This window comes from Fluoribacter gormanii (assembly GCF_900156395.1).
In the GTDB taxonomy this organism is placed as follows: Bacteria; Pseudomonadota; Gammaproteobacteria; order Legionellales; family Legionellaceae; genus Legionella; species Legionella gormanii.
On sequence record NZ_FTNL01000011.1, the window covers coordinates 43,815 to 60,897 of the forward strand.

Below are 17,083 nucleotides of genomic sequence, written 5' to 3' on the forward strand. Positions count from 1 at the left end.
GGAATAGTAATGAGAATCAATGTAATAGCAGGACTTATCATCACCGCACTGGGTTCACCCTGTGCTGTTGCAACCAGTTCGAATCACTACGATTTAGAAAGACCAATTTTTGATACGTCTTATCAACTCAACCAGATTGCCAAAGAAAACAATTCCGATTTATGTTCTGGAGATGTCGCAATTGCTGCAGCCTACCTGGAATCAGCAGGAGCCCAATTGCAGCATCATAAAAAAGACAGTGCAGTTGTTTCTATGGCTTATGGATACAATGAATTAAAAGCAATCAGCAATGTAAGAAGCTACTGTACACATTTATCACCGAAGGTAAAACCCTATCTTGCACGAGTTATTGTGATGAAAAGTGAACTTGAGAACATCAACATACCAGAAACAGACCAAACATCGGACTAATTTTAAAAGCTTAAGTTCATAACAAAAATAAAAGGAGCGCTCAATGAACCCAATTAAAACACTCATGCTGTCGATGACCCTCATCGTTGTGAGTGGAGTTATTCATGCAGAGCCCACAACACTGCCTGAAAACAATTTTAAGATTAATCAGAATCTGACTGCCGTTTCAACTGAAAATGATGAACAGGATGTCGAATATTTTAAACACATTCTTTCCAGTGGAGCGCTTTTTACGCTTTTGCTAGCAATGGATAAGGAGGTTCCTGACATAGCAAAAGCAGTTGAGTATGTGGCTTTGTTCAAAAAACTGGATTCTGCAAATCACCTACTGACGCAAATTTTAGTTGAACTTAAAAAGAACAACCACCTATTAAGTCAAAGCATGCTTGATAAAGGAGTAACCATGGATGGATAAGCGCTCTTTATAAAACCACAAAAACACGATTCATTAAATAAAAAGAATAAAAAATGAGCACAAATTGGGGCTCAGGGGGATTTTTTTAACCAAAAAAGGAGAATGTGATGAACTATAGAACAGCAATGAACGATTTGAGCATTAAAGGATATCTGTATGCCAGGCAGCTGCTCCCTTTTTTAATGATTGGTTTGGCACTGTTGTGTTTGATGCCAGACTCCTGTTTTGCTGCTGAGAATCGGCTTTCTGGATTAAAAGAGGAAGTAAAGGCAACCTTTGGAGCGGATTCAGATCTCCCTTATTTTCTTTTGTTAGCAGAAGGGCTTGCAGGGGCTTATGCCTACATCAAAACCAAAAATATCGCAGTCCTTGCGGGTGTTCCTGTATTGATGGTGTTTACTCACTGGGCATTGAAATAATGGCTCGCAACTACCAAACCTTTATGCTCTCTGATGAGCCTAAAATTGCGGGTATTCCTGTTACCACAGGCCTGCCCATTTTTTTACTCACGGGAATTGGGCTTTTAACAGGACTTGCCTATCAGCTTTTTATGATAGGCGCAGCCCTAAGCGTTGCGATGCATATCAAGTATGGAGGACTGCCTCTGCGGAGTCTGTTTGCCATCGTATACTGGTCGCTGCCTCACAGGTTAACGTCCCTTGTATTTCGAGCTTTTCCCGATTCTGCCAACCGAATTTATATCAGGTGATTTAATGGATACTTCATTTCGTGATAATGCGATTGCAAAAAACAGACTGTTATTCAAGCTGACACTGATTTGGGCGCTATCGAGTACGTTTGCAATTATTGTCCTTTGCGCCTTAAATTTTTATACCTTACTGCATAAGCAGGTTCACTGGCTTCCAGTGTGTACTGGTCTAGAGTTTAGCATTGGTGATAAAGGCTATTCACCCGAATACCTGAAAGAAATGACGCAGAAAGCTGCTGACTTACGCCTGACCTACAATCCTGAGACCATTGATGCACGCTACACCATGCTGTCTCATCTGATTCCAGCGAAATACCAGGAATCGTTTTCCAAACTATTGGATGCCGAGCGAAAAACAGTACATGAAAAAAATGTAAGCTCAGTTTTTTATGTTGAAAAAGTATCCGTGGATGTCTCTAAAAATCAAGGTCAAATCGAAGGGCAATTGTATCGCACAAGCCATGGGCTTCAATTAAAGCCACAACACAAAATGTATCGAGTGCAGTTTTCACATCAATCAGGCCTTTTAAATCTTGTGTCCATTCAGGAGATACACCATGACTAACTCAATTTATGATCAAGTTAAAAAAAACATTCTTCTTATAAGTTGTTTGTGCTCAGGAATTGTTTGTGCAAGCACAGCTCCTTCGGTCATCGCTTTTGAAGAAGGAGAGCAGTTTAATCTGACCTTATCGAGTATTAACTTTAATCGTGTGTTTGTTGAAGGGGAATCGATCACTAAATTAAGTTACCCAGAGCATGCTATTACAGTAGATAAAAGTGAGATGGATAACCCTGAAAGCACGGATTCTTCGGTGTATATAAAGCCCAATTTTCAAGTTCCCATTACCCTGTTCCTAACTACAGATAAAGGACATCACGTATCACTTACCCTGACACCTGATGAATCGGTTGGAAAAACCTTAAGGCTTGTGCCGCGCGCTCAAACAAAATTGAAATTTGTGAAACTGGATACCCCTGATGCCAGTGAAGTAGATGAGGCAATCGCTGCCATGAAAGCAGGGGAGACCCCCAAAGAATTTAATGAGAAACGAATTACTCCACGTTCTTTTTACATTAAAAAAAACATTAAGGTAACTCTTGAAAAACAATATCAGGGGAAGCGTTTCACCGGCTTTATCTATCGGTTAGAAAATACATCAAATCATGAGCTGGCGCTTACAACCGCCTTATTTGCCCATAAGGACGCAGAATCCCTGTCATTAAGTGATGAGGCGCTCCCACCTAAAAAAATCGCTTATTTATATGGGTTATACAGCAATCAGGGATAAACCAGAAGCTGCTTAAAATGAGTTGGAAGGAGAGTAGGTAATGTTTAAAAAAATAAAACAATGGTTGACGCTAAAACCTCAAAACGCCAATAAACTGGCCAAAAAGGAACAATTGAAGCACGCAGCCATTTTATTACTGGTGGGTGGGGCATCCTATGGATTTTATTGTTACTCATCAGCTGAGAAAAAAAAACCAGTCCACCAGGAAGAAGCTCCGTTCGAGAGTATTTTTGAAAGTACTTTTAATCAGGGCAGTGACGAAGCACTCCTTCTGCAACAGCAGCAACAAATTGATTCTTTAAAAGAGTTAGTGGCAGAACATCATAAAAAACAGCAGGAAGCAGCACCTGTGAAAACAGAAAATTCGGAAACAAAAGCTTTGATCCAGGCCATGAAAGAACAGCTTTCACACCTTGAAGAAGAAAATAAAAAAATGAACGAACAATTACAGGTTGCACTGGTTTCTACCCGTCAGGCAAGCCTGGTCACCGTTAGGCCGCCAACTCGTGAAGAAATGGAAGCACAGCAAAAGAAAAAGCATCAGGCAGAGCGCGAACTGCTCGCAAAATCAGGACTGGAAACAGTGCAATTTAACAACCGGAAGAAAAAAAACAAGGAAGTGCGAACCTCTAAAAATTATGTTTGGGCGGGAACCTTTGTTGAAGGGGTGTTGCTGACTGGGGTTTTAGGTGATGCAGGAATAAACGGCTCAAAAAACATGGGAACTGCTTTAATCCGCCTTACCAGCGGAGGAATCATGCCCAACAATCAGCGTTCTCATCTGGAAGACTGTGTCGCCCTGGTATCCACTTATGGTGATTTATCAGGAAGTTCCGTGGTGATGCATTTAGAAACACTGTCTTGCGCAGGAAACAACATCAATTTTGAACAAAAGGCCTACGGCTCTGTATTTGATTTGGATGCCATGCAGGATTTACGCGGAACATCCATTCTAAAAACAAAGCCGCTCTTAACCTATTCGGCAGCGGCAGGCATGCTGGCAGGATTTGGTGATGGCTTAAAGAATTTAAATACCGCTCAAACAATCAATCCGGGGGCTGGCACCATTACGACCTACGGGCAGGCATCAACCCTTGCTCAATCGGCTGCTGGTGGTGCGCTTAGTAATCCTGCCAATCGTATTTCAGACTATGTAATGCGCATTGCTGATATTTATCATCCACTGGTTGTGGCACGTGCTGGTCGTCGTGTGTCCGTTTTATTTACTAAAGGCTTTTGGATAGACAAAGAACATCAGGTGTACGAGTCAGGACGCGCTATCAATGAAGGACATGCCCAAAACGAGTCTGGGGTTACAACCACTGTAAGCCGTGCCTATGAATTAAATACACACCCTGTGAATGGCGCTTCATTGATGCAGTCCAATAATCAAGAGCCCATGGTTCAAACCGTTAATCCTGTTGAGAATCCCCTCTTAAATCAACCAGGACAACCCTCTACCCCATTATTTTCAACCGTACAAAATGAGGAGCCACTTCATGACTAAACCTCTATTTTTATTGAGTACCCTTTTCTTAGTGTCGCAGTTATGTGCCTGCTCGAAATCCATCCTCGACAATCAGGATGCAAGATGTCCTTTTTCTGACAGGGGTGGTTGTCAAAGTATGGAAATGGTGAATCGTATGGTGCAGGAAAAACGCTATACACCCGATGGTCAATTCGTGCAGCAGGCAAGAATTCAAGATCTGTATTCAGATTATAAATAGGCGCTGGCACGAATACAGGAGAGAAGCAATGCTTACAAACGCTATAGAATGGGTTCAAGATACTTATCAGTTGCTAAAGGAGACCTGGAATGACAAAGGGCTAGCCGATAACGGAGCCGCTTTTGACCTCAAGGCGCATCAATATCCTTCTTTTACTGAGGAGCTATTACCTTATCAATATTTTGATGAGGAATCGAAGCTGTTTTTTAATGAACACAATGCGGGTTTAATTTATCGCATTGTCCCTTTAACGGGTGCGAATGAACACATAGCAGAGCAGCTGGATGCGCTGCTTCAATCTAAAGTGTCTCATGAGTTCACCTTGCAGTTGATTTGCGTCAAACACAATCAGGTAGGGAAAGATATTGAGGCATTTACTTCGCAGTTCACAAAAAGCGAATTTGAAAATTTAAGCCTGTTAGGAGAGAACCTTAAGGCATTTTATCAAAAAGCCGCCATACACGGTTTTAAAACCAACACGATGCTTGCACCTCGATTAACGCATACGGATTGCTATATCGTCATTGATAAAATCAAAAAAGAATCTGAGAACGATTTAAAAGCCTGTTTTGGCCAGTTTCGCGTTTCATTTGAAGCATCCTTAAGTGCTGCAAAAATTGGATTTAAGCAAGCAGATGCGACTGATTTTTTGCATTTGCTTCAGTTTTATCTGGATAATTGCCCTGATGCAATTACCCCACGCCCTGTTATATACGACAAAACCAAATTACTTAAAGAGCAGGCACTGTCTCATGACTTTGATATTGAAATTAAAAACAATGAAGTAGTAATTCAAGGGGCTAATGAAACTGGACATGCTTATGAAACAGCTGTATCTGTTCTGACCATTGATCGCCTCCCTCGTCAGTATTGTTTATGGGAGAACATCAATAATACCAGCAACATTTTTCATCCTGATAAAAGAATATCCTGTAATCACATCATCTCGGTCATCTATCTGGTTGAAGAGCAGGGACGTGCTCAGGGTAGAGCGAACCGCAAGACCCGTGATTTGGATAAAAAATCTAAAAGTGATTATGCCTTGAATGTAGCGGGAACTGAGGAGCAGGCAAGAGTATGGCGTACTTTTCGAGATGATTTATCCTCACAGAAGACTCGTTCTGTAAAGATGCTTTATAACGTGGTTCTTTTTTCAAGACCTCATGAAAAAGAGCGTGATGTGGAGGCTGCTCGCACGGTATTTGCGTTCAATGACATTAAATTGGCATTGTGTAAACGTATGCAATGTCCGTATTTTTTAGTCTCGATGCCGTTTTTTTTCACAGGAAATCTGGTTAAGGATTTTTCTCTTCCCACAATGATGTGGCCAATTTCTTCATGGAATGCAACTCAATACATGCCCATTCTTTCTGACTGGCGCGGAGTAGGTAAGGGTATCTTGTTGCCTACCATGCGCGATCAATTTGCCTGCATCGATCCTTTCTCTGGTGTATTTGGCAGCAATTACAACATGGCTGTCACCGGAACCTCGGGCGGTGGAAAAAGCTTTTTTATTCAGATGCTGATGCTCAATATCCTGTTTAATGGCGGAGATATTTTCATTATTGATGTAGGTGGGAGCTATAGAAAACTGTGTGAGGCGCTCGGTGGGACTTATCTTGAGTACAGCAATTTGGCGATGAATCCCTTTACCCATGTAACGGACATTTTACGAGAGATTGATGACATTATTGCCTTGTTTGAATTATTAACCTGCCCTACTAGCGGTGCTACAGATGACGACCGAGGCACTTTAAGAGAAGCTATTTTAACTGCTTTTGGAGCAACTCAGAATCAAACACGCATTGATGAGGTTGCAGGAGTCTTATTATCGTTGTACGAGCACGACCGCGAAACCTATCCTACAGCGCGTATTTTGTCTAAGAACCTCCAGCGTTACTGTTCTGCCTCAGAGCATGGCAAAGCCTTTAATGAGCCATCTCAACTATCACCTGATGCCCGTATGATTGTAGTGGACTTAAAGGAAATTGAGGACAATCAAAGTATTCGCGCCCCGGTTCTTCTGTCCGTTATTTCCCAGTTTCAAAGACGTATGTTCAACTCAGACAGGAACAAACAAAAGATGTGCATCATTGATGAAGCCTGGTCATTTTTTACAGGAGATTCAATTGCGGTCAACTTTATTACCAAAGGCTTTCGTACTGGTCGGCGGCATAAAGCATCATTTGTCACGATTACCCAGGGAATTGAGGATTATTTCGAATTTTCAGAAGCGCGCGCCGCCTGGGAAAATTCCGCATTAAAGCTTGTTTTTTTACAAGAGGAATCACCGCTTTTAGAACATCAAAAAAAGCATGAGACTTTTTCAGACTACGAGATGACTATTCTCAAATCATTCCCAATAGCGAAAGAAGCGGGTTTTTCTCAAGTCTTGCTGCGTGCTAATGGTATTTCCTCCTTTCATCGCTTGTTTGTTGATCCGTTTACTCGCGTGCTTTTATCTTCCGATGGTGATGATTATCAGGCAGTCATTAATTATGTGGCACAGGGACTGTTATTTCTTGATGCCGTATCGCAAGTGGCAAAGGAGCATTATGGGAGGGCTTATGCGGCTTAACCAGATCAAAACCATGCATTGGGTCTTTGCAGGAATTGGCGGATTAATTGGAATCCTGGCGGGTATTTGGGTGATGTGGCCTAAGTCTTTACCTCTTTTGGTGGTTGACATGAATCGTGCCATTGAAGCGCCTTCGGTAATGCTTGCTCGTTCCAAACTGACTCATGAAGAACAATTAAAAATAATGGAGCGCTTTTCACGCACCCTCCCAGAAGTCATCAAGGATTATGGGGCGTCACATCAGGTAACCCTTGTGAGTGCGTCCGTATTGTCGAGTTTTAAACCGTCCCCTGTGGATGTGACGGATGAGCTTATTGCCTTGACCATAACAAGGATAAAACATGAGGCACGCTAACAAACAGTTGTTTCTCCTTATTCTAGGTTTTTTCTGTCTATTAGAACCTGTGAGTCATGCAAAAAATATAGGTCATTATGGTCAGACATTCCCTGTCAATGAAGAGGATATAAGGAAAGTCATTATGAACAAACTCTATGCATTGCAGCAAAGCGGTGATTTAGAGCATGTTCAACGCGATTTAGAGCAGAAAGCTGCACGTCAGGCGATGAGGCCAACCCCTTTGGCATTGAGCACGACTCGCAAGCCTAAGACGTTTCGCATTTCACCGGCAGTGACTGTATCTCATGATATCTGGACACCTGATGGACATTTAATTGCAAAAGCAGGAACTCGGATCAATCCATTTGAGCGTGTTCACTTCCTTAAAACCCTGATTTTTTTTAATGCAGATGATACAGGACAAGTTGCCTGGGTTAAAAAACATTACACCGACTTTAAGCACGTTAAGTATATTTTGACTGGTGGGGATGTGCGAGTTGCTGCAAAGCTTTTTGGTCGAATTTATTTTGATGTGAACGGCAACATTTCATCCAGGCTTCACCTTCAACACGTCCCAAGCATAGTCAGCCAGGAAGGTCTTGATTGGCAGGTTAAAGAAATTGGAGTGAACGATGAATAAACGTTTCTTCTATTCGATTGTTGTGGGCTTATTCTTCATAGGTTCACTACATGCATCACAATGTAAGGGGCATTTTGTCAATCCTATAACCGACATTTGCTGGGATTGTTTGTTCCCATTAACCATTGGCTCCTCCGAAGTGGTAAAGAGCCAATATCCTGATACGAAAAACCCTGGCAACCCTATCTGCTCCTGCCCAAACAAATTACAACTTTTAGGAGTTACTATAGGTTATTGGGAACCCTTTGCGTTAGTGGATGTGACACGAAAGCCTTATTGCATGGTGAATCTTGGGGTGCAATTACACATTAAAGATCAGGGGCTGGGTGGTTCACAAATGCCTGATACCGATGGGCGGGGCGCATTTTATTACGTGCATTGGTACAAATACCCACTGATGTATTGGCTGCAGGTACTCACTTCCATCGGCTGTATGGAGACAGAAGATTTCGATGTGATGTATTTGAGTGAACTTGATCCAACATGGAATGACTCTGAGTTTGCTTTTGTTCTTAATCCTGAGGCCACTTTATTTACCACACCGCCAGTGCGTGCATCTTGCGCTGCAGATGCAACCAAAGCATTGGCAGGGACGGCCATGGATTCTTTATTCTGGTGCATGGGCGCACAAGGTTCCACCTATCCTCTCAATGGTTTTGTTGCCAATCAGGCAAGTCCCATTAGTGCCGCAACGCTTCTGACAGAACGCACCGACTTTAAGCTTCATCGCCTTGGAGCAATTAAAGATTCCGTTGGTAAAGATTGGCCTGCACTTTGTAGCACCTATCGCTCTTCCATTTTACCTAAAAGCCGGTATCGCTACCAATTAGTCAATACATTGCCTGATGCAAAACGCTGCCAGCCCTTTGGCCGTTCAGTCATTACCTGGGAAGCCGGACATACCTATCCTGGGGATGGGGATAATTTTGGTTTCATGATTTGGCGCAAGAGAAATTGTTGCTTTTTATAAGGAGGCCTTTCATGGCGCACTACATTAAAATCATTATTCTGTTTCTAACTGGGATTGGCGGATGCCTTGCAAACACTAATGATGAGTTAAGGCATTATCAAGAGGAGGGGGTTCACCAGGTATCAACCATTTCGAATAAGACAATTGAAACGTTAAAGCGCACGTCCTCACGGAATCAATCAGAGCACCAATTATTAATTGATACAATCATGCAACGCAGCACAGACGGTTTACAAAGCAATCAAAAACCGCAGGGAGCTGAAGGTGCCATTTTATTTGTATCCTTTTCCATGCCCGACTCACTTTTATTTGCATTGAGCGATGAAGCAGCACGGTTTCATATTCCCGTGGTCATTAATGGGTTAGTGGATGGTGATTTTAAACAGACCATAGAAACATTTAAACGTCTTAATAGCGAAGCCCAAAAGCAGCATTTGAACTTTAAGGGAATTTCTATTGACCCAGTCTGGTTTAATCAATTCCACATTACAACGGTTCCAGCGCTTGTAGTAACAGAGCCCTCCAGGTCTTGCGGTTCAGGGCAGCACTGCACCAATCAACCGTTTGATGTAGTGTATGGCAATGCAAGCATTAAAAAAGGACTCGAGCTCATCGCCCAGAAAGGAGACGCAGGAGCGACATTAGCGGCCACCATTTTGGAGAAAGGCCATGTTTAGAAGTTTGTTGACCATCGCCTGTATTTTTGGTTTTTGCACTTTCTCGGCTGCCAATACAACAGCCCAAGACTTTCAGAAATTAAAAGAATACGCAAAATCTTTGGGGAATCAACCACTGAGCGCCATGAATGAATTTAAGCCCCAGAATACCTTCAAAGACTATACGGAAACTCCCTCGCAATCGCTTCATTATCAGGGGGTTGAAACTGAAAAAACCGATTTAAGTACCTTTGCTGCCAATGCCTTACACAATGATGCCGGTGGACGTACTGTGACTGAGCATTTTGGTCAGCGCCAATTTGAAATCAATACCAAAAATGAAGCGATTAAAAACGCTAAATTAATTGAAGAAGAAAGTTATGCCATTACTCATGGACAATCCAATGAGCGAGTCAAATGTGATGAAAAGCCACAGGCTTGTGAGATTAAATCACATGAGGAAATCTGCCATACATCAAGGCAATTTCCCGAGCAGCAGTGTTTTAAAAAACGTAAAGTAACCGTGAACACCGAGCGCTTAAGTCAAAGAGCTGATTTTGAGGTATGGGTTCATAAAAAATGGACGGGGCTTATTGCGGTTAATCTTATAACGGGTGCCATGACCAATAGCGCAGGCGGGCACTTAACCAATCCTGTGAAGTTAAATCATCCCTGTGAAGAAATGAAAGCCACGGTTCACTCCATTTTAAATAATGGTGGTTCTGCTCATTGGGTGCATGTTGTGGGACTTCCAACCTGCCAGAATGGAGGCGTAATCACCTTGTATATTTCAGATAAGTTCAGTCGCTATTACCCAATTCAGGTGGCATTGACGATTAATGCTCATTCCAAATCCTATGTGGAAGAAGAGCACTGGGATAATGAATGCGCCACTCTTGAGACAAACAACCTATGTCAAAAATCACAAGAGCAGTGTACTGATTCCAATCCAACCCGTGTCATTAATGGTCTGCCCGTCACCCGTGATTGCTGGGAGCTTAATGCACGATACCAGTGCGCATCCGCTGCAGCCGATGAATGTAAAACGCAACGGGAAAAAGGATGCTTACAGGCAAGCTCGCGCTGCACATTAATGAACAATAATACCTGCTCGCTCTATGAGCAGGTATATCGTTGCGATGAGACAGTCTGCCCACAGCCTGTGGCCTGTGTGCGTGATCTCTTTTGTGCCGATGGAGACTGCACGGAACATGCAGCAACTCAGAATGATGGTTTTGGAGAGGCCATGGCACCCATGGCCGTTGCAGGGGCTGCTGGCGCTGAGTTTGGTAAAACGCAGGCTACCTTATTTTCAGGCCATCCTGTGCAGTGCAAAATCTGGGTTTGGGACATTATTGATTGTTGTTCGAATGAAGGCTGGGCTGACAAACTCCATATCGATTTGTGTCGTGAAGAAGATAAGGCTTTAGGCAAAGCCAAATTGAATTACCTGGCTCATTATGTAGGCGAGTTTTGCAGCCAGAAAGATCCCATTTTTGGCACCTGTCTGGAGCACAAACGCACCTATTGTGTCTTTGACAGCAAAATGGCGCGCATTATCCAGGCCGAAGGACGTTTAAGACAATTAAATCCCAACGCTTTAGGAGATGCAGAGCATACACGCTGTGCGGGGCTCAGTGTGAATGAATTACAAAGCCTTGATATGGGACGCATCGATTTTTTAAACCCTGTGTATCCATTTCCCCAGGGACAGCCAACAAAAGAAGCAGGAATTGTAGGCGATGTCGTTTTAAATAGCCCCGACGCTTCAAAAGCCATGGATGAAATCAAACGGCGAGTCCAGAAAAAGGCGGAACAAAAATGAGATTATTCACTATTATTTTAATGTTACTTTCCATGCCGGTCATGGCTGATTTAGTAAGTCCACCCGCTCATGGGTTTCATTGGTACAGTACAGAAAACAAAGAGCCTCAGGTGAAACCTGTTCAAAATCCAAAGGTATCAAAGCCTTTGCTGACTCCTTATGAGCAGCTCATGGAAGTCCGCAAAGCCACAATGAATAAGCTCGCAACGGCATTAATTGCTCCATCATTTGATGCAACCTATGAGTACATGAAAGCCCAGCAGGTGTATGCCAAAAACAATCAGAAATTTGTCCAGTACTGGCAACAGGTGCTGTTGTCTCATCCTGAGCTGGATCATTCCTTAAATTTTCCAACCGACAATACGGCTGTGGCCATTCGCAATGATTCAATGAATCTTTTAATGGAGAGGGTAGTCCAAGAAGGGGCTAAACGTTATGGATTAATCCTTTTTTACAAAGGGAACAGTTCCATTTCGCAAAAATTCATCACTCATCTTGTGCCATTCGTCAATTTGACCCATTTTTCCATGATTTCAGTCACGACAGATGGGCAACCTATTGAAGGTCTGCCTAATCCTAAAAACATACCTCTTCATGAAATACAAAAAACAATGAATTTGCAGTCACGCTACATGCCAGCACTGTTTCTTGTTGATTTAAAAACACAACACATGTCGCCCTTGTCCTACGGTTTTGTCTCCACAACCGAGCTAAAGGAACGTCTGCTGGATGTGGCGACTCATTACAAACGATACAGCTATGAGGGGTTTGAAGCATGATTGTCCGCATCATTTTTTTACTGCTTTTTTCTGTAATTAATCCATTGCACGCCAATGTCGCAGTTGAAGAACTCAATGCACTGTTATTGAAAAAGCAAGCCCCTAAAGCTTTTGCACAGAAGGAATCAGCTGAAGCTAAAGATTTATCCCAAAATTATTATTTTGCATTTATTTATCGAAGCACCTGCCCACATTGTAAAAAATTCTCCCCTGTTTTAAAGGATTTTTCAGAAACATTCCATATTAAGGTTCGTGCTTTTAGCCTGGATGGAGAATCCCTGGATGGACTCGATACCACACCATTAACACCTGAACTTTTTCAAACGTTCTATGTATCAGGAGGGTATAAGCCTACGGTTCCCGCCTTGTTTTTAGTCAATCGACATACCCTGGAAGCCTACGCTGTCTTGTTTGGGCAAGCTTCACCTTATCAGCTGGCACAAAGAGTTCATGAATTAAAGCAACACATTGAGGAGAAATTTAATGATTAGAGCTCTTGTGCTAGCCGTTGTTGCGTCTTTTACTTGTGTTGCAGGAAATGGTGTTCATGCATCAGCCAGTGCCGATTTAAATCATTTTTTTAATAATCTTGGTTATTCTGCGAATGTCACAGGTAGCCATTCCTATGAATCACAGGCAGCAGGATTTGCATCATTAGGCTCAGTCTATGCCAGAAATCAGGTGCGCTCCATTCAGATAGCTCACGTTGATGTACCTGGTTTTCGCTCAGGATGTGGCGGAATTGATATTTTTGCAGGTGGTTTTTCCTTTATTAAATCAGAGCAGATTGTTTCATTTATGCAGAACATTTTAAGTAACGGGGCAGGCTATGCAATGAACCTGGCACTCGAGACCGAGCTGCCTGAAATTGCTCATGCCATGCAGTACATGCAAAAGCTGGCAAATGACATTAATGGAACTAATTTTAATTCGTGTGAGATGGGAGAAAATCTGACTGCAGCGCTTTATCCCAAAAATAGAGCGGCACATCAGCGTTTGTGTGAGGACATCGGGCGTAACCGTAATGTATACACCGATTGGGCAGAAGCCCGACATAAATGTTCGACAGGAGGGGAGATTGAAAAGCGATTAGAACAGGCAAAAAACGATTCAGAATATAAAGACAGGGCTCTTTTGAATACCAACGTAGTTTGGGATGCATTACAACTGAATGAATTCATCAAATCAGATACAGAAATTTCAGAAGTCTATATGTCAATTTCAGGAACGCTGGTATTTGATGCCAAAGGAGGGATGCAAACGTATCCCTCTTTAGCGACTAATCAGGATTTTGTAAAAGCCTTGCTTTATGGAGGCAAATTACCCAGCTATAAGTGCACTGATTCGAACAAGCCTATAAAATGTGTTGCCATCAATGTGAAAGGAAGCCAGGAGATTAGCAGCAAAGACGCTCTGGTATCTCAAGTACAGGCCATCCTGCAGGGAGTTTATGAGAATATCAAATCAGGGACAGCCTTAACGCCCCAACAAAAAGGGTTAATTGAACTCACCCAGCCGTCCGTATTTCAGCTTATTTCAGCCAGCGCACAGCAGAATATTGGCATACAAAGCAGTTATGAGCTTGCCCAGAGTGTAGCAACGGATTTGCTTGCCCAATATCTTGCAAACTCACTTGAAGTGATTCGAGCATCCCTTGCAGGGCGTGATATAGGAAATGCCCATGAAGAAAAACTATTTAAAAATCTACAGGTGGCACAACAATTTGTAGATAATTTTAATAGCGAATCAAGAGCACGTTTTAATGCGGCACTGACCACCAATCAATTGGTTCAAAACAACGTGAAGCAGGCACTTAATGCCCTTAATCCCATCTTAAGACAATCCTATACCGGAGGAGCACAATGAGCCCATTATTAATCTATACCCCACAAAATGGGATTTATTTAAAAGAGCTGCTTGATGGTATGGCCACTTTGCTTACTGAATCTACCTTTAGTACGGCGTGTGACATTATCATGATTCTATCCGTTGGTATGGTCGGTTATCAGTACGTGATGGGGAAAAAGCTCGAATCATTAACTCGCTTTATGCTGACCACCTTTTTAGTCATGTATTGCGTGCTGGGCATTAAAGTGCCTGTGGCTATTATTGACATGCAGACAGCCGAAGGAGCAGGGGAAGCCTTAACGGTTGATCATGTACCGCTAGGCGTTGCTTTACCTGCCTCATTGATTAGTGGCATGGGGTATGGAATTACGACTGCCTTTAGTGATGTATTTCGCATGCCAGATAGTCTGGAGTATAACAAAACAGGAATGATTTTTGGTGCAAGGACTTGGCTTGCAGCAACTCAGACAAGGCTCTCCATGTCGCCTGATTTGGCACAAGACCTATCGTCCTATATCCGCCAATGCGTGTTTACGGCAAAACTTTTGGCAAGCCATCAATTAAGCCCTCAAGAACTGACCCAAAGTGCTCATCTTTCTAAAACCTATTTTGAAGAGCCATCACCCATTTATCGGGTGATTCTGCACAATGGAGTCAATTTAAGTTGTGGTGATGCAGCTGCCAATTTGAAGACTCGGTTGCCCATTGCAGCAAAATTGGAGTTGGAGCGTCTTAATCATTTGGTAACCACAGGCGCTTTAACATCACGCAACACAGACAGCAGTTCATTGCCTGGCGAAAAGACTTTTGGTGACAGGTTGGAGGCCGCTCACAAATATTACATGAACATTACCGAAGATGCTGCCGAAACACTCACCCAAAATATCTTAATTAATGCAACCCGACATGCCGCAGCCGATGCTTTTGCTTTTTCAGGAGCTGATGCTGCACTCATGAATTACACCAATACGGACAGCACCCAAAAAATGCACATCGCTGAGGCCAATAGTTTTTGGCTTGCAGGATTTCGCCTGCCTTACTATATGACCGTGATGTGGATGTTGACGCTGTGTATCTTTCCATTAGTCGTTTTGATTTCATTTTTTCCGACCCTGAGTAACGCTTATTTCCTGTGGGTGCAATCTCAAATCTACCTTTGGTCATGGCCACCGATGTTTATTATTTTTCATTGGTTTGTTTCCATGGCCTCAAGTACTACCATTACTTTGTTTGGTCAAAAAACAGGAGGAGTGACCTTCTCTAATATCGATTCATTAGCCAGCATGCACAGTAATTTTGCCTATACGGCAGGTGCATTGGCGGCAAGTGTTCCAGTTATTGCCCTGTACATCACGAAAGGATTAGGACAGATTTTAAGTACATCCTCCCAGCATTTTGGTGGTATGGCGCAATCTTTGTCAGTCAGTGAAGCGCAATCTGCAGCTGCAGGTAACATCTCAATGGCAAGTTACAGCGGTTGGAATATGAACTATGAAAATACCAGCGCCAATAACGTTTCGGCCAATAAGCACGATACCAATTGGACGAACATGCATGGGATGCACACGGAACAATTGGGAAGTGGTGTGCTTAAGACTACCACAAGCCATGGGGATGCTGTTTTTGACGTAAATCCTGGGATGTCACGAGGCCCCGTACACATTTCAGATACAAAGGCCTTAAGCGGCTCTTTAAATCAGGCTTTTGAAGAATCCAGACAGGCTGCAGCCAATGAAAGTCAGCATTATCAAACGTCCTTGTCCAGTTTTGCGCACAGTGCCGTGCAGTTATCTAAAATGCAGGGTCATGATATGCGTTTGGGCGATGGAGTTTCTGAAAGTGAATCCGGTCAATACAGCCAGGCATTATCGACCATGACGCATATTGCCTCGGATGTAGCTAAACGCGAAGGGATAAGCCAAGAGGATGCGCTGGCTCATATGACCGCTGTTGGATTAAATGTCCACGCCGGAGTTGCAAGTGAAAAAAGCATGCTAGGAAGCATTGGGCGGTTTGCTTTTGGAGCAACAGGAGGTGCTGATAGCCATGCCAAGTTCGATCGGTCATCAACAAGTAGTGATCGTTACCATGAAGGGACGGACAGCAGCATGTCAGCGAAGGAAGCAGAAGACTTTAATCAGGCGCTTAATTACGTGAGTCAGTTTGCACAAAACCATCATTTTGATAACAGCCATTCGGAAGGGGCAAGCCTTTCGAATCAAATGGGTACTGACTTGCGGGAAGCACAAACGGCAAGTCAAAACTACGATGCCTCGATGTCTAAAGCCGCTCGCATTAGCACGGCCAGGAGTTATGTGGAATCAAACTCCGATCAGATTACAACCGATCTTAATCAGGCATTTCCTGGCTTTGTGGCACACCGCATTGGAGAAAAGGCACGAGATGAATTGTATTCTAATCCTTCAGATCTGGCTTCATTAAAACAATTACAAATGCTAGCTAATGAGTTTATCAGTGAACAACGAGAAGGTTTAATCGCACGATACGGCAATGCTTCTAAAAATGCTCGGATTGACTCCTTTTATCAGGATGCAGCAAATCCATTAAGTACCAAAGAGTCACAAATGAGAGCGGACTACCACAAAAACAGTAATGCATTGGAGGATTCTGGAAGGACTCTGGGAGTTGGCATGGATGCATCAAGAGCCGAAAGCATGCAGCAAAAAATTAATAATCAGGTCGATGCGGCGGTAAATAAAACAAGCAGTGGAGGAGGGCGTTTAAAGAGTCAATACCAGCAAGCGGTTGAAACAACGAACAACGATGTAGGCGAGGGGAAAAAACTGGGGCAAAGTAACGTCAACGCAGTTATACCTCGCCTATTTTACTAAATGGGTTGATCATCATGATAAATCAGCCCCAAAGAAGGAGCTTA

At 43.0% G+C, this 17,083-nt stretch carries 18 protein-coding genes; all 18 read left to right on the plus strand.

The features are described from left to right. Window positions 1-9: 9 nt before the first annotated feature. Window positions 10-411 (plus strand): hypothetical protein, encoded by a 402-nt coding sequence (locus tag BW930_RS08355; RefSeq protein ID WP_014845154.1) that lies wholly within the window; start codon window positions 10-12, stop codon window positions 409-411. A 43-nt stretch (window positions 412-454) separates the two neighbouring features. Next, the gene (locus tag BW930_RS08360) at window positions 455-826 is read left to right on the plus strand and encodes a hypothetical protein (protein WP_014845153.1); all 372 of its coding nucleotides are present in this window, start codon (window positions 455-457) and stop codon (window positions 824-826) included. A 107-nt stretch (window positions 827-933) separates the two neighbouring features. Next, entirely contained in the window at window positions 934-1,245 is a 312-nt protein-coding gene (locus BW930_RS08365; protein ID WP_014845152.1) for a type IV conjugative transfer system pilin TraA, read from the plus strand. After that, entirely contained in the window at window positions 1,245-1,535 is a 291-nt protein-coding gene (gene traL / locus BW930_RS08370) for a type IV conjugative transfer system protein TraL (RefSeq protein ID WP_014845151.1), read from the plus strand. The genes BW930_RS08365 and traL overlap by 1 nt, the downstream gene beginning before the upstream one ends. A 4-nt stretch (window positions 1,536-1,539) precedes the next feature. Next, a complete protein-coding gene (locus tag BW930_RS08375; RefSeq protein ID WP_041174155.1) occupies window positions 1,540-2,100 on the plus strand; it encodes a TraE/TraK family type IV conjugative transfer system protein in 561 nt (186 codons plus the stop codon). Then, a complete protein-coding gene (gene traK, locus BW930_RS08380; protein WP_014845149.1) occupies window positions 2,093-2,827 on the plus strand; it encodes a type-F conjugative transfer system secretin TraK in 735 nt (244 codons plus the stop codon). Before BW930_RS08375 ends, traK begins: the two co-directional genes overlap by 8 nt. 40 nt (window positions 2,828-2,867) lie before the next feature. Continuing rightward, window positions 2,868-4,334, plus strand: a complete 1,467-nt coding sequence (locus BW930_RS08385; RefSeq protein WP_014845148.1) for a TraB/VirB10 family protein — start codon at window positions 2,868-2,870, stop codon at window positions 4,332-4,334. Then, window positions 4,327-4,554: a hypothetical protein gene (locus tag BW930_RS08390; protein WP_014845147.1), complete on the plus strand. Its 228-nt coding sequence runs from the start codon at window positions 4,327-4,329 to the stop codon at window positions 4,552-4,554. Before BW930_RS08385 ends, BW930_RS08390 begins: the two co-directional genes overlap by 8 nt. Before the next feature lie 28 nt (window positions 4,555-4,582). Then, window positions 4,583-7,132, plus strand: a complete 2,550-nt coding sequence (gene traC, locus BW930_RS08395; RefSeq protein WP_058468996.1) for a type IV secretion system protein TraC — start codon at window positions 4,583-4,585, stop codon at window positions 7,130-7,132. Further along, window positions 7,122-7,487, plus strand: coding sequence for a TrbI F-type domain-containing protein (locus tag BW930_RS08400; RefSeq protein ID WP_082647084.1), 366 nt, complete (start codon window positions 7,122-7,124; stop codon window positions 7,485-7,487). The genes traC and BW930_RS08400 overlap by 11 nt, the downstream gene beginning before the upstream one ends. Then, complete coding sequence (gene traW / locus BW930_RS08405; RefSeq protein WP_058468994.1) at window positions 7,474-8,109, plus strand: type-F conjugative transfer system protein TraW; 636 nt, start codon at window positions 7,474-7,476, stop codon at window positions 8,107-8,109. Before BW930_RS08400 ends, traW begins: the two co-directional genes overlap by 14 nt. After that, window positions 8,102-9,079, plus strand: coding sequence for a conjugal transfer pilus assembly protein TraU (traU, locus tag BW930_RS08410; RefSeq protein WP_058464708.1), 978 nt, complete (start codon window positions 8,102-8,104; stop codon window positions 9,077-9,079). Before traW ends, traU begins: the two co-directional genes overlap by 8 nt. An 11-nt stretch (window positions 9,080-9,090) precedes the next feature. Further along, window positions 9,091-9,756, plus strand: a complete 666-nt coding sequence (gene trbC / locus BW930_RS08415) for a type-F conjugative transfer system pilin assembly protein TrbC (RefSeq protein WP_238400545.1) — start codon at window positions 9,091-9,093, stop codon at window positions 9,754-9,756. After that, window positions 9,749-11,560 (plus strand): type-F conjugative transfer system mating-pair stabilization protein TraN, encoded by a 1,812-nt coding sequence (gene traN, locus BW930_RS08420; RefSeq protein ID WP_058468992.1) that lies wholly within the window; start codon window positions 9,749-9,751, stop codon window positions 11,558-11,560. The genes trbC and traN overlap by 8 nt, the downstream gene beginning before the upstream one ends. Further along, window positions 11,557-12,339, plus strand: coding sequence for a type-F conjugative transfer system pilin assembly protein TraF (gene traF / locus BW930_RS08425; protein WP_058453002.1), 783 nt, complete (start codon window positions 11,557-11,559; stop codon window positions 12,337-12,339). The genes traN and traF overlap by 4 nt, the downstream gene beginning before the upstream one ends. Continuing rightward, complete coding sequence (trbB, locus tag BW930_RS08430; protein WP_058468991.1) at window positions 12,336-12,830, plus strand: type-F conjugative transfer system pilin assembly thiol-disulfide isomerase TrbB; 495 nt, start codon at window positions 12,336-12,338, stop codon at window positions 12,828-12,830. Before traF ends, trbB begins: the two co-directional genes overlap by 4 nt. Beyond that, entirely contained in the window at window positions 12,823-14,205 is a 1,383-nt protein-coding gene (locus BW930_RS08435; protein ID WP_058468990.1) for a conjugal transfer protein TraH, read from the plus strand. Before trbB ends, BW930_RS08435 begins: the two co-directional genes overlap by 8 nt. Then, window positions 14,202-17,039, plus strand: coding sequence for a conjugal transfer protein TraG N-terminal domain-containing protein (locus tag BW930_RS08440; RefSeq protein ID WP_058468989.1), 2,838 nt, complete (start codon window positions 14,202-14,204; stop codon window positions 17,037-17,039). Before BW930_RS08435 ends, BW930_RS08440 begins: the two co-directional genes overlap by 4 nt. Window positions 17,040-17,083: the final 44 nt, after the last annotated feature.

Coding starts and splice junctions, on each gene's coding strand:
- BW930_RS08440 (WP_058468989.1), top strand. CDS start 14,202: ATGAGCCCATTATTAATCTATACCCCACAAAATGGGATTTATTTAAAA.
- traK (WP_014845149.1), top strand. CDS start 2,093: ATGACTAACTCAATTTATGATCAAGTTAAAAAAAACATTCTTCTTATA.
- BW930_RS08375 (WP_041174155.1), top strand. CDS start 1,540: ATGGATACTTCATTTCGTGATAATGCGATTGCAAAAAACAGACTGTTA.
- BW930_RS08385 (WP_014845148.1), top strand. CDS start 2,868: ATGTTTAAAAAAATAAAACAATGGTTGACGCTAAAACCTCAAAACGCC.
- BW930_RS08390 (WP_014845147.1), top strand. CDS start 4,327: ATGACTAAACCTCTATTTTTATTGAGTACCCTTTTCTTAGTGTCGCAG.
- traW (WP_058468994.1), top strand. CDS start 7,474: ATGAGGCACGCTAACAAACAGTTGTTTCTCCTTATTCTAGGTTTTTTC.
- BW930_RS08435 (WP_058468990.1), top strand. CDS start 12,823: ATGATTAGAGCTCTTGTGCTAGCCGTTGTTGCGTCTTTTACTTGTGTT.
- traN (WP_058468992.1), top strand. CDS start 9,749: ATGTTTAGAAGTTTGTTGACCATCGCCTGTATTTTTGGTTTTTGCACT.
- traF (WP_058453002.1), top strand. CDS start 11,557: ATGAGATTATTCACTATTATTTTAATGTTACTTTCCATGCCGGTCATG.
- BW930_RS08400 (WP_082647084.1), top strand. CDS start 7,122: ATGCGGCTTAACCAGATCAAAACCATGCATTGGGTCTTTGCAGGAATT.
- traU (WP_058464708.1), top strand. CDS start 8,102: ATGAATAAACGTTTCTTCTATTCGATTGTTGTGGGCTTATTCTTCATA.
- traL (WP_014845151.1), top strand. CDS start 1,245: ATGGCTCGCAACTACCAAACCTTTATGCTCTCTGATGAGCCTAAAATT.
- trbC (WP_238400545.1), top strand. CDS start 9,091: ATGGCGCACTACATTAAAATCATTATTCTGTTTCTAACTGGGATTGGC.
- traC (WP_058468996.1), top strand. CDS start 4,583: ATGCTTACAAACGCTATAGAATGGGTTCAAGATACTTATCAGTTGCTA.
- BW930_RS08360 (WP_014845153.1), top strand. CDS start 455: ATGAACCCAATTAAAACACTCATGCTGTCGATGACCCTCATCGTTGTG.
- BW930_RS08365 (WP_014845152.1), top strand. CDS start 934: ATGAACTATAGAACAGCAATGAACGATTTGAGCATTAAAGGATATCTG.
- trbB (WP_058468991.1), top strand. CDS start 12,336: ATGATTGTCCGCATCATTTTTTTACTGCTTTTTTCTGTAATTAATCCA.
- BW930_RS08355 (WP_014845154.1), top strand. CDS start 10: ATGAGAATCAATGTAATAGCAGGACTTATCATCACCGCACTGGGTTCA.